Origin of the sequence: Micromonospora musae (assembly GCF_003626545.1) — a bacterium.
Classification (GTDB): Bacteria; Actinomycetota; Actinomycetes; order Mycobacteriales; family Micromonosporaceae; genus Micromonospora; species Micromonospora musae.
In genome coordinates this window covers 1-13,635 of record NZ_RAZS01000021.1, presented here as the reverse complement: position 1 = coordinate 13,635, position 13,635 = coordinate 1, and the positions used below count along the sequence as shown (strand labels likewise).

Here is a 13,635-nt window from a genome sequence, read left to right as displayed (position 1 = left end):
CGATGCGGGTGTCCATGGGGATGCTCCCTTCGACGGTCAGGTGGAACCTGAGTTGCGGCTGTGCGCGAAGGGGGCCGCCGTCCCGGCGTACGTCACCGGGGCCGGCACCGTGGACCGCCCGGAACGCACGACCGAACGCCTCGGTCGAGCCGTAGCCGTACCGGACGGCGATGGTCAGCAGGTCGTCCTCGCCCCGGACGACGTCGCCGGCGGCGACGGTCATCCGGCGCCGGCGCAGGTACTCCGAGAGCGGCATGCCGGCCAGCGACGAGAACATCCGGCGCAGGTGGTACTCGGTCGTGCCGAGCGACCCGACGAGTCCGTGCAGGTCGAACTCGTCGGTGAGCCGCTCCTCGACGAGGTCGACGAGCCGGTTGAGTGCCGAGATCACGGAACCCCCTTTCGACGTCGAGCCTGGCCGATGCGGCACCGACTCCGCCCGATCACACCGGCCCGATCCGATCGGCTTCCCGGACCGGCGCGGTCCCGAGGCGTCCAGACCCCGGATCGGGGTCCGCCGCGGGTCCGCCGGGTCAGGCGGGAACGGGCTCCTCAAGGCGTACCGAAGCGGTCTCCGCGCGGCGGATGGGCCCGGCGGGCAGGGCGGCGACCCCGGCCCCGACGGCGACCGAGGCCCCGGCGAAGAGGAACGCCCAGGGCACGCCGCCCGCGTGGTCGACGATGAGTCCGGCCACCGCACCGCCGGCCGCGCTCGCCGCGACGGACATGGTGACCACCCAGGTGTACGCCTCGTTCAGCATGCCGGCCGGGGCGATCCGCCCGACCAGGGTGTTCTCCAGGGTCAGCGCGGGCGCGATGGTGGCTCCGCCGACGACCAGGGCGATACCCAGCGCCAGCGGGGTGGGCATCACCGCGAAGACCGCGAAGCTGCCCGCGAGGGCGGCGAGCAGCACGGCGAACTGACGGGTCATGTTCAGCGCCGGCTTGCGTACGCCGAACCAGAATCCGCCGACGGCGCTGCCGATGCCCCAGACCGCGAGCAGCACGCCGGCCAGGCTCTCCGCGTCGGCGGGCCGGTAGTTGCCGGCGAACGCCGGCACAATGACCCCCGCGGCGCCGAACGCGATGCCGAGGCTGGCCACGCAGACCAGCAGGGCCGGGAAGCCGGCGAGCCGCAGCGGGCCGAGGCCGCGGGCGTGGTGCTCCCTCGGGTGGGGTCGCCAGCCGCGCATCACCCGGCCGAGGGCCACCGCCGTCGTGCCGGCGAGGGTGACCACAGCGGCTCCGACCAGTGCGGCGGTCGCGTCGGCCACCAGGACGAAGCCGGCCACCAGCAGCGGGCCGAGCACGAAGACGATCTCGAAGAGTGAGGTCTCCGCGGCCAGCGCCGTGTTGCGCAGGTGGTACCGGCCGGACGCCGGTGCGGTGAGGTCGTTCCAGGCGCCACGGATGGCCGCGGTCAGCGGCGGGTACGTGGCGCCGGCCACCCCAGCGGTCAGATAGATCGCGACGAGCCCGTCGGCGCCGGAGCGGCTGGCCAGCAGCAGCCCGATGAGGGCCAGCGGGTGCGCGACGGCGGTGGTGAGCAGCACCGGGCTGGGCCCGATCCGGTCGGCGATCCGGCCGGCCACGGGGCTCAAGGCGGCGCCCGCCACGGCGTAGATCCCGCCGGCGACGGCGGCGAGGGAGTACCGCCCGGTGACCTGCTCGACGACCAGCAGCAGCGCCAGCGGGGTCATGCCGATCCCGAGCCGGCCGATGATGCCGGTGATCAGCAGCATCGGCGCTCCGGGAATCCGCCAGACACCCAGATACTGGCGCAGCGCGGTCACGCGATCCTCCCAAGGGATGTAATGAGCGGGAAACCTTCCGACCCTAACGCCGTGGGTCAAGCCGCTGTAGCGGATATCCCGCACACGCGCAGCGCCCGCACCCGGGATGCCGGGTGCGGGCGCGCGGGTTGCGGTCGACGGGTCAGCGCAGGTACTGCACCGGACCGGAGCTGCGGGCCATCTGCTCCAGCCGGGCGACACGCTCCTCCATCTTCGGGTGGGTAGAGAAGAGCGCCGCGATGCCGCCGCCCCGGAACGGGTTGGCGATCATCAGGTGCGCGGCACTGGTCAGGTTGCCCTGCGCGGGCAGCGGCCGCTGGCGGGCCACCGCATCGATCTTGCGCAGCGCGTTCGCCAGCGACAGCGGATCGTTGGTCAGCCGGGCGCCGGAGGCGTCCGCCTGGAACTCGCGGCTACGGCTGATCGCCAGCTGGATGATCGTCGCCGCGATCGGGCCCAGGATGATGGTGAGCAGCAGCACGGCCGGGTTCGGCGCGTCCTCGTCGTCGCCGCTGGTCAGCGGAATGAACCAGGCGATGTTCGCGAGCGTGGTGATGATGCCGGCCAGGCCGGCGGCCACGCTGGAGATCAGGATGTCCCGGTTGTAGACGTGGGACAGCTCGTGCCCGATCACGCCGCGCAGTTCCCGGTAGTCGAGGATCTCGGTGATGCCCTGCGTGACGCAGACCGCCGCGTGCTGCGGGTTACGACCCGTGGCGAACGCGTTGGGCTGCGCGGTCGGGCTCACGTACAGCCGGGGCATCGGCTGGCGCGCCTCGGTGGCCAACTCCCGCACCATCCGGTACAGCTCGGGGAACTGTGCCTCGGTGACCGGTTGCGCCCCCATCGCGCGGAGCGCGAGCTTGTCGGAGTAGAAGTAGCTGATGCCGTTCATCAGCAGCGAGATGATGACGGCGATGACCAGACCACCACTGCCGCCGAACCAGTAGCCCACCCCAAGGATCAACGCGGTGAGCAGGCCGAGCAGCGCGGCGGTCTTGAGACGGTTGTGGTGCACTGTCACTCCTTCGGTGTACGGATCGCCGGGATCCGTCGACCGGTTCAACACTGTGGTACCCGTCAACCATCCGTCATATGGCTGTGAGTTGTCTGGGAGCGTGTCCAGCGCGGGGTGACGCGCGGACCCGGACCGGGCCGGGCCTCAGCGGGCGGCGAGATCGAGCACGAGCTGCGGCGCGAACCCCACCACCACGGCGGCCACCGTCGCCACCGCCAGCACCACGGCCACCGCCCGAGCCGCACCGGCGGCCGGCGCCGGGTTCGAGGCGTCCGGGGCGGCGTAGAGCCCCGCGCCCAGCCGCAGGTAGTAGGCGAGACCGATGACCGCGTTCACCGCCACGACGAGCGCGAGCCAACCGCTGCCCCCGCCCAGCAGCGAACGGACCACCGTCACCTTGGCGAAGAGACCGGCCAGGCCGGGAGGCAGCCCGGCGAGCCCGACCAGGGCCAGCCCCAGGGCCGCGCCGAGCCACGGGTGGCGGCGGGCCGCGCCACGCAGCTCCTCCAGGGTGCCGCCGTCGGCGTCCGCCGGTCGCAGGGCGGTCACCCCGGCGAACGCCGCGAACTCCAGCAGCACGAAGAAGACGGCGTACGCCAGGGCGGCCGCGTACGCGCCGGCCCGAGCCTCGCCGGTGCGCCCCGCCGCCAGCGCCAACGCGCCGAGCGGGGCGAGGATGTAACCGGCCTGCGCCACCGACGACCAGGCGAGCAGCCGGACCGTACGCCGCTGACGCAGCGCCACCAGGTTGCCGACGGTCATCGTGAGCACCGCGAGCAGAGCCAGCACCGGGCCGGTCAGGTCGGCCGGGAGCGCGACGGAGGCCACCGCGAGCAGCGCCACCACGCCACCGAGCTTCGACGCAGTCGAGAGGTACGCGGCCACCGGCAGCGGCGCGCCGTCGTAGGTCGCCGGCGCCCAGGCGTGGAACGGCACGGCGGCGACCTTGAACGCCAGCCCGAGCAGCAGCAGCGCGCCCGCCGCCGCGGTCAACGGCAGGTCGTGCAGCTCCGCCCGCTCGGCGAGCAGCGTGCCGAGCCGCCCCAGGTGCAGCTCGCCGGTCACCGCGTAGAGCAGGGCCGCGCCGAGCAGGCTCAGCGTGGTGGCCACCACGCTGACCAGGAAGAACGTGAGCGCCGCCTCGGCGCTGGCCAGACTGCCCCGGCGCAGGCCGACAAGCACGTAGAGCGGCAGGGTGAGCGTCTCCAGCGCCACGATCAGGGTGATCAGGTCCCCCGCCGCGCCGAGCACCACACCGCCGGTCATTGAGCAGGCGAGCAGGAAGGAGTACTCCCCCACCGGCGCGCGGCCCGCCCGCAGGTGCCCTCCGGAGAGGCCGAGCACCCCGAGAGTCAGCAGGGCGAAGAGCACGCCGACAACTGCCGCCCGCCCGCCGAAGACGTACGAGCAGTCACCGGCCGCGCAGAACGTCCGCCGCTCGTCGCCCGCGCCCACCACTGCCGCCCCGACGGCGGTGGCGATCGCGCCCAGCGCCGCCACGGCCAGCGTGGCCCGCGAACGGGCCAGCACCAGGTCGGTCACGAGGACCAGCACGGCCGTGCCGGCCGCCAGGTACGCCGGCAGCAGCGCCACGTGGTCGACGCTCTGCACCACGCTCTGGTTCATCGGTGACCCCTCGCGTTCGCGACCGCGGGGCTCGCAAGCTCACTCCTCGCGCTCATCGGAGGACCTCCACCAGGGCGTTCACGGGGGCCTCGGCGACGCCGAGCACCAGCGCCGGGGCCAGCCCGACGGCGAGCGCCAGCAGCACCAGCGGCGTCCAGGCAGTCAGCTCCCCGCCGGCCAGCGTCGGGGCGAGCCGGTCCACCGCGGGGCTCGGCCGGCCGTGGGTGACCCGGCGCAGCAGCCGCAGGAAGTACGCGGCGGTGAGCGCGCCGCCGACCGCCGCCAGCACCCCGAGGGTGGTCCAGAGCGGCCCGCCCACCTCGATCGCGGCGATCACCGCGAACGCCTCACCCCAGAATCCGGCCAGCCCGGGCAGGCCGAGCGAGGCGATCGCGGCGAAGCCGAGCAGCCCGGCGAGCCGGGGCGCGGTCTCCCGCAGCCCGGAGAGCTCGGCGAGCGCCCCGGTGTGCGTACGGTCCTTCACCGCGCCGGCGAGGAAGAAGAGCAGGCCGGTGATCACCCCGTGGGCGACGTTGCCGATCAGCGCCGCCTGGAGGCCGGTGCTGGTGAGCGTGGCGATCCCCAGCAGCACGAAGCCCATGTGTCCCACGCTGGAGTACGCGATCAGCCGCTTCAGCTCGGTCTGCGCCAGGCAGACCAGCGCGCCGACGAGGATCGCCGCGACGGCGAGCGCGCCGAGCACCGGCGCGGCCCAGCGGGCGCCCTCCGGAGCCACCCCGACCGCCACCCGGATCAGGCCGTACGTGCCCATCTTCAGCAGCACCCCGGCGAGCACCACGCTGCCCACGGTGGGCGCCTGGGTGTGCGCGTCCGGCAGCCAGGAGTGCAGCGGCCAGAGCGGACTCTTCACCGCGAAGGCGAGGGCGAGCAGCGTGAACGCGAAGAGCTGGGTGTTCCGGGAGAGCCCGCCACCACCAGTGAGCGTCACGATGTCGGCGGTGCCGGCGGCGGCCACCACCACGTACACGCCGACCAGCAGGAGCACCGAGCCGAGAAGCGTGTAGAGGACGAACTTCCGGGCCGCCCGACGCCGGTCCTCGCCGCCCCAGCCGGCGATGACCGCGTACATGGGCAGCAGGACGACCTCGAAGAAGAGGAAGAAGAGGACCAGGTCCAGGGCGAGGAAGGTGCCCAGGATGCCGACCTCGATCACCAGGAGCAGCGCCACCAGCGCCCGGCCGCTGCCGCCGACCGGCACCCGGTACAGGCTGTAGGCGCAGCAGAGCAGGGTCAGCAGCGCGGTCAGCACCACCAGCGGGTAGGAGATGCCGTCCACCCCCAGGTGGAAGCGCAGCTCCAGCCCGGGCACCCACGGCAGGTCGAGCTGGTGCCAGGGGCGAACCGCGGGCCCGTTCGCCGACCAGGCGAACCAGCCCCGGTCACCGGCGGCGAGCGGCAGCGCGGCGAGCAGGGTGAGCGCGGCGGTCACCGTGCCGACCAGCCGGGCGGCCCGGTCGGCCGGGGTGGCGGCCACCGCCACCGCGCCGAGCGCCGGCAGCGCCAGGACGGCGACCAGCAGGAACTGCCCGAAGGTCATGCGTTCGCTCCGATCAGCGCGGCGGCCAGCCCGATCAGCAGCGCACCGGCCAGCACCGCCGCGGCGGCCCGGGGCAGCGCCGCCCGGTGCAGGGCGGCCAGCCCGGCGCCGAGCCCGGAAGCGGCCCGCCCGGAGCCCTCCACCGCGCCGTCCACCACCCGCTCGTCACCGGCGCGCGTCACCCGGGCGAGCGCCCGGAAGGGACGTACCACCAGGGCGTGCTGGAGGTCGTCGAGCCGGAACGCCGCCGCGAGCAGCGGCCGCGCCGGGCCCAACGCGGCCGCCGGATCGGCGGCCGGATCGCGACGCCACCGCGCCCAGGCCAGGCCGGCCCCGAGCAGCAGCAGCGCCAGCGGCAGCAGCACCGACGGCGCCAGGTGGACCAGCGGCTCGGGTGGCAGCAGGTTCGACGGCTGCTCCGCCGTGGCCGGCGCGGACGGCCGCAGCCGGTCGGCGAACGGGCCGGCGAAGCCGGCGAACCCGAGCAGCGCCGCCGGCACGGCGAGCAGCAGCACCGGCCAGCGCAGGGTGCCCGGCGGGTCGTGCGGATGGGCGAGCGGAGCCCGGCTCTCGCCGAGGAAGGCGCGCAGCAGGAGCCGGGTGGCGTACCAGGCGGTGAGCGCGACGCCGACCAGCCCGGAGAGCCAGACCAGCCAGGCCGTCCAGGTCGGCGTCGGCCCCTCGCCGTCCAACGCGGCCGCCTGCGCCGCAGCGAGCACGCCGTCCTTGCTCCAGAAACCGGCGAGCGGCGGCAGCCCGGCCAGCGCGCCCAACCCGACCACCGTGCACCAGAAGGTGACCGGCATGCCGCGCCGGAGCCCGCCCATCCTGGACATCAGCGTGGTGCCTACGGCGTGGATCACCGCGCCGGCGGCGAGGAAGAGCAGCGCCTTGAACGCGGCGTGGGTGAGCAGGTGGAACAGCGCCGCATCCGGCGCGCCGACGGCGAGCGCACCCGTCATGTAGCCGAGTTGGGAGACCGTCGACCAGGCGAGCACCCGCTTGATGTCGTCCTGGGCGGTCGCCGCGAGCGCGCCCAGCAGCAGCGTGATCGAGGCGAGCACCCCGAGCACGGTCAGCGCGACCGGCGCGGCCTCGAAGAGGGGGAAGAGCCGGGTGACCGCGTACACGCCGGCCGCGACCATCGTGGCGGCGTGGATGAGCGCGCTTATCGGCGTCGGGCCGGCCATCGCGTCGGGCAGCCAGGTTTGCAGCGGGAACTGCGCGCTCTTGCCGGCGACCCCGGCGAGCAGCAGCAGGCAGGCGGCGGTGAGCGTGCCGGACGAGTGGTCGGCGGCGAGCACGTCGGCGATCCGGAAGCTGCCCGCGGAGACGCCGAGCAGCGCGATGCCGAGCAGGAAACCGACGTCACCCACCCGGGTGACCAGGAACGCCTTCATCGCGGCGGCGGGCGCCTCGGGCAGCCGGCGGTCGTGCGCGATGAGCAGGTACGAGCAGAGGCCCATCACCTCCCAGCCGACCAGCAGCAGGAGCAGGTCTCCGGAGACCACCACCAGCAGCATCGCCGCCGTGAAGAGGCTGATCTGCGCGGCGTACGGCGGGTAGCGGTGGTCGACGTCGACGTCGTCGTGCGGACCGCGCTTCAGGTAGCCGATCGAGTAGACCTGCACGGCCAGCGCGACCGCACCGACCGCCACCGCGACCAGCGCGGCGGCGCCGTCCAGCCGGACGCCGAGGCTGACCTCGAGTCCACCCAGCCGCACCCAGGTGGTGCTCGCCTCGGCCGGCGTGTCCAACGTGGCCAGCAGGGCGACGGCGAGCGCCAGTGCAGCGGCGGCGCCGGTCACGCCGAGGACGATCGCCGCGCGCCGGGCCCACGTCTCACCGGCCGCCGCGTCCCGGCCCTGCGCCGTGAGGGCCCGCGGCGAGGGCGGCAGGAGCAGGCCGAGCAGGCCGGCCACCAGCGGTACGACCGGCAGCAGCGCACCGAGCAGCGTGGTCGTGCTCACCGCGCCTCCCGTACGTCGGCGTCCACCGTCGTGGACGGCTCGCTCAACGGCACCTCGTCCACGGAGACGTCGGCCCGCAGCCGGTAGAGCTGGAGCACGATGGCCAGCCCCACCCCGATCTCGGCGGCGGCCAGCACGATGACGAAGAGCGCGAAGACCTGGCCGCTGTGCGGCAGCGCCGCCCGGACCGTGGTGTCGGCGGTGACGAGGATCAGGTTGACCGCGTTGAGCATCAGCTCGACGGACATCAGCACCAGTACCGCGTTACGGCGACGCAGCACACCGTAGGCCCCGAGGCCGAAGAGCAGCGCCGCGGTGACGTACGGGATGACCGGCCTCACCGGCCCACCTCCGTACGGCCCGGTCGCGTGGTGTCGCGCGACCCGCCGGCCGGCCGGCCGATCTCCGGTCGGGAGAGCACCACCGCGCCGACCAGGGCGGAGAGCAGCAGCACCGAGAGCACCTCGAAGGGGAGCACCCAGCTGCGGAAGATCTCCCCGCCGATCCGCTCGGCCGTGCCCGCCGCGGGCAGCTCCACAACGGTCCACCGGTACGCGTCGACGAGCAGTGCGGTCAGCCCCAGCCCGACGCCGCCGCCGATCAGCGCGGCCGGCCAGCCGGGCCGGTCCAGGTCGTCCGAGGCGCCGATCGGCGCCCGGGTGAGCATCACCGCGAAGAGCAGCAGCACCACCACGGCGCCCACGTAGATGAGCACCTGGACCCAGGCCACCAGCTCCGCGGTGAGCACCAGGTAGTCGCCGGCGAGCGCGCCCAGGCAGACGACGAGGTAGAGGCCCGCCCGGACCAGGTGCTTCGTGGTGACCACCAGCACGCCCGAGCCGACCGCCACCGCGCCGAGCGCGAGCAGCAGCACGTCCGCACCGGTCATGTCGTCGCCTCGCCGGACGGGCCCGGGTCGGGACGTACGCCCGGGGCGGTGGGGCGCGCGGCGGGGACCGTCGCCTTGCGGGCGGCGCTGGTCTCCTCCTTGGCCGGCTCGCCGTTCGGGTCGTGTGCGGGTGGGGGCGGGACGGTGTCCATCCACTCCCCGAGGTGGTCCTTGTCGTGCAGCAGGTCCTTGATGTCGTACTCGGCGTACTCGAACTCGGGCGACCAGTAGAGCGCGTCGAACGGGCAGACCTCGATGCAGATCCCGCAGTACATGCAGAGCGAGAAGTCGATGTCGAAGCGGTCGAGCACGTTGCGCTGGCGGGGGCGGGCGGCGCCGGGCACCGCCACCTCCTCCTTGTGCGAGTCGATGTAGATGCACCAGTCCGGACACTCGCGGGCGCAGAGCATGCAGACCGTGCAGTTCTCCTCGAGCAGCGCGATCACTCCGCGCGAGCGGGGCGGCAGCTCGGGGGCCACGTCCGGGTACTGCTGGGTGGTGGAGCGCCGGGTCATCGTCTTCAGCGTGACCGCCAGCCCCTTGACCAGACCCGCACCGGGCAGGCCGCGGTCACCGGCGACGTCGTCCGGCGTGCGCTCGCTGCGGTCGCTCATGCGGACCATCCTGCCCTGTGGCCCCGGCGCGCGCGACCGCCCCCCGAGCCCGGCCGGCGGTACGGTGGACCCGGGGAGAACGACCGCCTGGAAGGACCCGCCATGACCGCCGCGCTGCAGAGCGACTATCCGCCCGAGGGCGGGTGGACAACAAACGATCTGGATGCGCTGCCCGAGGATGGCCGCCGCCGGGAGCTGCTCGATGGAGTGCTGCTGATGTCCCCCTCCCCCACCCGCACTCACCAGACCATCGCGATGCGTCTTGGCGTCGCTCTCGAGGCCGAGTGCCCCGACGACTACGACGTCACCCAGGGAGTCGAGGTGCGGATAAATCGCACCCGGTCCTTCATTCCGGACGTGCTGGTGACCACGTCGGCCGCGGCGGCACGCGAACCGTCGCGGTACGAGCCGCATGAGGTCGTCCTTGCCATAGAGATCGTTTCCCCGAGCACCCGCTCGATAGACCGGGTGCTCAAGCCGGCGCTCTACGCCCAGGCCGGCATCCCGTTCTATTGGCGGGTCGAGACGGAGGACGGCGCGCTGGAGATCGTCACCTATCGAATCGATGCGGTGAACGAGGTCTACACAGAGACCGGCCGGTGGACGAAGTTCGTCGACACCGGTGAGCCCTTCCCGATCAACCTGCCGATCAGCCGGATCACGCTCCGGGGCCGCTGACCGCCGGGGGGATCATCTCGACACCGAGCTGCTGGAGCACCTGGAACAGCTCGTTGACGCTCCACACGTCGACGATCCGCCCGTTCGTGTCGAAGCGCAGGAACGACGCCCCGGAGTAGCTGGCCACCCGTCCCGTCGGTGGCACCGGCCCGAACTGCCCGACCTGGGTGCCGGCGGCCCGCCAGTGCACGGCCGCCCGGTCCCCGTCGGCGACCAGGTCGACGATCTTGTAGCGGAGGTCCGGGAAGGCGGCCCGACGTTCCCGATGCCACGCCAGGGTGGCCTCCGGGCCGGTGCCGCCCAGCCCCGGGCACTCGGGCGCGATCAGCTCGTACGCGGACTCCTCGCGACCGGCGTTCCACACGTCGGCGATGAGTCGCCGCGCCGCCGCCTCCGTGTCGATCACAGGAGGCAGCGTAGCGCCGGGCTCGTGCCGCGCACGCCGGCGCTCGCGGCGGTCGCCCCGCCGGCAACCGGTCGAGCCGCCAGAATGGGACGAGGCGACAGGATCGGAGGGCGGCGTGGGTACCAGCAGCGAGGCCGACAGGACCGAGACCGACGACGAGGTGCTGCAACGCACCGGCGGCAAGTACGTGGAGCCAGGTGGTGAGTTCACCCGCGACCAGCGCTACATAGCCACGCGGATCACCGCCGACGGGCGGGACGGCTACCCGGTGGAGCCCGGCCGGTACCGGCTCGCGGTCAGCCGGGCCTGCCCCTGGGCGAACCGCCTGATCATCGTCCGCCGGCTGCTCGGCCTGGAGGACGCGATGTCGATGGCGGTGGCCGGTCCGACGCACGACAAGCGGAGCTGGACGTTCGACCTCGACCCGGGTGGGCGGGACCCGGTGCTCGGCATCGAACGGCTCGCCGAGGCGTACTTCAAGCGGTTCCCCGGCTACGAACGGGGCATCACGGTGCCGGCGATCGTGGACGTGCCGACCGGGCGGGTGGTGACCAACGACTACGCGCAGATGAGCCTCGACCTCTCCACCGAGTGGACGGCGTACCACCGGGAGGGCGCGCCAGAGCTCTACCCGCAGCGGCTGCGCGACGAGATCGACGAGGTCAACGACGTGGTGTTCCGGGACGTCAACAACGGCGTCTACCGGTGTGGCTTCGCCGGCAGCCAGGAGGCGTACGAGACGGCATACCACCGGCTCTTCGACCGGCTGGACTGGCTGAGCGAGCGGCTGGCCGGGCAGCGCTACCTGGTCGGCGACACCATCACCGAGGCCGACGTGCGGCTCTTCACCACGCTGGCCCGCTTCGACCCGGTCTACCACGGCCACTTCAAGTGCAACCGGCAGAAGCTCGCGGAGATGCCGGTGCTGTGGGCGTACGCCCGGGACCTCTTCCAGACCCCCGGCTTCGGCGACACGATCGACTTCGACCACATCAAGCGGCATTACTACGAGGTGCACCGGGACATCAACCCGACCGGGATCGTGCCGCTCGGGCCCGACCTGGCCAACTGGCTCACGCCGCACGAACGGGAGTCGCTCGGCGGGCGCCCGTTCGGCGACGGCACCCCGCCCCCGCCGCCGGCCGAGCGCGTCGATCCCGCGCACACCCCGCTGCGCTGACCGGCATCGCCGGTGCGGGTCCCCTCCCGTCGGAGGGGGCCCGCCCTCACAGGGCGACGCGGACGGCGACGGTGAGGACCAGCTGCGCCAGGGACGCCGGAACGAGGACCAGCCAGCAGAGCCGCTGGAGCTGGTCCTCGCGCAGCCGGGGGTACGACACCCGGAGCCAGATGATCACGAAGGAGACGGCGAAGACCTTGAGCAGCGTCCAGAGCCAGCCGAGTTGGTCGTCGGCGAACGGCCCGTGCCAACCGCCGAGGAAGAGCACGGTGGTGAGCGCCGCGATCACCACGATGCCGACGTACTCGGCCAGCAGGAAGAACGCGAAGCGCAGCCCCGTGTACTCGGTCAGGTAGCCGAAGACCAGTTCGGAGTCGGCGATCGGCATGTCGAACGGCGGGCGGCGGATCTCGGCGAGCCCGGCCACGAAGAAGATGATCATCGCGGGCGCCTGCCAGAGCAGCCACCAGGGCCGCCAGGCCTCGACGATGCCGGAGAGGCTGAGCGTGCCGGCCGCCATCGCCACCGACGCGGCGGCCAGCACCAACGGCAGCTCGTAACCGAGCAGCTGCGCGGCGCCCCGCACCCCGCCGAGCAGGCTGTACTTGTTGGCCGAGGCCCAGGCCGACATCAGCACGGCCAGCACCCCGACGCCCACCACCGCGAGGACGAAGAAGAGCCCGACGTCCAGCGGCTGCCCGACCAGGTCGTTCGGGCCGAGCGGGATCACCAGGAGCACGAGCAGGTACGGCAGCAGCGCGACCACCGGAGCCAACCGGAAGACGGAACGGTCCGCCTCGCGCGGGGTCACGTCCTCCTTCTGCACGAACTTGAGCCCGTCGGCGACGAGCTGCGCCCAGCCGTGGAACGCGCCCGCGTACATCGGGCCGAGCCGGCCCTGCATGTGCGCCATCACCTTGTGCTCGGCCTGACCGACCAGCAACGGCAGGACGAGGAAGGCGCCGAGCACCGCGGCGACCCGAATCAGCAGCTCGACCCAGATCGGCATCAGGAGCCGTCCCCGTCGGCTTCGGTGCGGTCGGCCGCGTCGGTCGGCGGGGCCGGGCGCGCCGGTCGGTCCGTACGCCCGGGGCGGGCTCCCGGCGCCGGCCGGGCGGGCCGGTCACCGGCCGGGCGGGCCGGTGTGCCGCCCCGCGGCCGCTCCCCCGCGCCACCGGCACCGGCCGGGGTGGGCGTGGTGCCCCACTCCCCCGGCGCGGGCACGCCCGGTGGGCGGATCGGCCGACGTCCACCGCCCGCCTCGGACTCGCCCGGCTCCTTCGCGCCCGGCCAGGGCTTGGCCACCCGGGAGGCCAGCACGAACTCCTTGCGCAGCGGATGTCCCTCGAACTCGGGCGGCAGCAGCAGCGGACGCAGACCGGCGTGGCCGGCGAAGTCGATGCCGAACATCTCGTGCGTCTCACGCTCGTGCCAGTCGGCCCCGGGATAGAGGTCGACCACCGAGGCGACCGTGGACGCCTCGCGCGGCACCCGGGTGCGCAGCAGCAGGCCGTGCCGGCGGCGGGTCGACCAGAGGTGGGCGACCACGTCGAACCCGTCGGCGAGCTCGTCCACGGCCGAGAGCCAGTCGAAGAAGTCGCAGTTCAGCTCCGCGTCGTCGCGGGCCGCCCGGACGGCGTCACGCCAGCTCGCCGCCGGCACGTCCACCGTGGCGCGGGCGTGCCGGCCGCCACCGGAGACCGACGGGGTGGGTTCGGCCGGCGCGAGCAGCTCAGCCATCCGGCTGCCGACCTCTTCCGGAGTCATGCGCTGATCCTAGGTGTTCTGTCCACGGACGTTGGTGACAGGACTTAGATCTTGAAATGGGTGAGGACCTCCGGGTGAGGTGGAGCTTGTCGAAGGTTCCGCACCACCCAGGAGGTCCTCGTGACCCACGCTAATG

Annotated in this window: 14 protein-coding genes; 2 read left to right on the top strand and 12 right to left on the bottom strand. The window is 73.3% G+C overall.

Features of this window, described 5'->3' with window-relative positions; genetic code table 11:
- The 9 genes from D7147_RS31885 to D7147_RS31845 form a co-directional block, all read right to left on the bottom strand.
- On the bottom strand, positions 1 to 391 hold a 391-nt coding region (locus D7147_RS31885; RefSeq protein ID WP_147437489.1), incomplete at its 3' end, for a helix-turn-helix transcriptional regulator.
- Between the two features lie 142 nt (positions 392 to 533).
- Positions 534 to 1,793 (bottom strand): MFS transporter, encoded by a 1,260-nt coding sequence (locus D7147_RS31880; RefSeq protein ID WP_120684419.1) that lies wholly within the window; start codon positions 1,791 to 1,793, stop codon positions 534 to 536.
- Positions 1,794 to 1,935: 142 nt separating this feature from the next.
- Complete coding sequence (gene htpX / locus D7147_RS31875) at positions 1,936 to 2,811, bottom strand: zinc metalloprotease HtpX (RefSeq protein ID WP_120684417.1); 876 nt, start codon at positions 2,809 to 2,811, stop codon at positions 1,936 to 1,938.
- Between the two features lie 144 nt (positions 2,812 to 2,955).
- On the bottom strand, positions 2,956 to 4,437 hold the full coding sequence (locus D7147_RS31870) for an NADH-quinone oxidoreductase subunit N (protein ID WP_120684415.1): 1,482 nt from the start codon (positions 4,435 to 4,437) through the stop codon (positions 2,956 to 2,958).
- Between the two features lie 52 nt (positions 4,438 to 4,489).
- Complete coding sequence (locus D7147_RS31865) at positions 4,490 to 5,995, bottom strand: complex I subunit 4 family protein (RefSeq protein ID WP_120684413.1); 1,506 nt, start codon at positions 5,993 to 5,995, stop codon at positions 4,490 to 4,492.
- The gene (locus D7147_RS31860) at positions 5,992 to 7,965 is read right to left on the bottom strand and encodes an NADH-quinone oxidoreductase subunit 5 family protein (protein WP_120684411.1); all 1,974 of its coding nucleotides are present in this window, start codon (positions 7,963 to 7,965) and stop codon (positions 5,992 to 5,994) included. The genes D7147_RS31865 and D7147_RS31860 overlap by 4 nt, the downstream gene beginning before the upstream one ends.
- Positions 7,962 to 8,306 carry an NADH-quinone oxidoreductase subunit NuoK gene (gene nuoK, locus D7147_RS31855; protein ID WP_120684409.1) on the bottom strand — a complete coding sequence of 115 codons (345 nt, stop codon included), beginning with the start codon at positions 8,304 to 8,306 and terminating at the stop codon, positions 7,962 to 7,964. The genes D7147_RS31860 and nuoK overlap by 4 nt, the downstream gene beginning before the upstream one ends.
- Positions 8,303 to 8,854, bottom strand: coding sequence for an NADH-quinone oxidoreductase subunit J family protein (locus D7147_RS31850; protein WP_120684407.1), 552 nt, complete (start codon positions 8,852 to 8,854; stop codon positions 8,303 to 8,305). The genes nuoK and D7147_RS31850 overlap by 4 nt, the downstream gene beginning before the upstream one ends.
- Positions 8,851 to 9,477 carry a NuoI/complex I 23 kDa subunit family protein gene (locus D7147_RS31845; RefSeq protein ID WP_120684405.1) on the bottom strand — a complete coding sequence of 209 codons (627 nt, stop codon included), beginning with the start codon at positions 9,475 to 9,477 and terminating at the stop codon, positions 8,851 to 8,853. Before D7147_RS31845 ends, D7147_RS31850 begins: the two co-directional genes overlap by 4 nt.
- 93 nt (positions 9,478 to 9,570) lie before the next feature.
- Here D7147_RS31845 and D7147_RS31840 point away from each other — a divergent pair, with 93 nt between their 5' ends.
- Positions 9,571 to 10,146 carry a Uma2 family endonuclease gene (locus D7147_RS31840; RefSeq protein WP_120684403.1) on the top strand — a complete coding sequence of 192 codons (576 nt, stop codon included), beginning with the start codon at positions 9,571 to 9,573 and terminating at the stop codon, positions 10,144 to 10,146.
- Here the strand turns inward: D7147_RS31840 and D7147_RS31835 are convergent.
- Positions 10,127 to 10,552 (bottom strand): ester cyclase, encoded by a 426-nt coding sequence (locus tag D7147_RS31835; protein WP_120684401.1) that lies wholly within the window; start codon positions 10,550 to 10,552, stop codon positions 10,127 to 10,129. The two genes, D7147_RS31840 and D7147_RS31835, sit on opposite strands and share 20 nt — an antisense overlap.
- Before the next feature lie 115 nt (positions 10,553 to 10,667).
- Here D7147_RS31835 and D7147_RS31830 point away from each other — a divergent pair, with 115 nt between their 5' ends.
- Complete coding sequence (locus D7147_RS31830) at positions 10,668 to 11,732, top strand: glutathione S-transferase family protein (protein WP_407663412.1); 1,065 nt, start codon at positions 10,668 to 10,670, stop codon at positions 11,730 to 11,732.
- A gap of 46 nt (positions 11,733 to 11,778) precedes the next feature.
- Here D7147_RS31830 and D7147_RS31825 read toward each other — a convergent pair whose 3' ends face one another.
- A complete protein-coding gene (locus tag D7147_RS31825) occupies positions 11,779 to 12,741 on the bottom strand; it encodes a complex I subunit 1/NuoH family protein (RefSeq protein WP_120684399.1) in 963 nt (320 codons plus the stop codon).
- Complete coding sequence (locus D7147_RS31820) at positions 12,741 to 13,499, bottom strand: NADH-quinone oxidoreductase subunit C (protein WP_120684397.1); 759 nt, start codon at positions 13,497 to 13,499, stop codon at positions 12,741 to 12,743. The genes D7147_RS31825 and D7147_RS31820 overlap by 1 nt, the downstream gene beginning before the upstream one ends.
- Between the last annotated feature and the right edge of the window lie 136 nt (positions 13,500 to 13,635).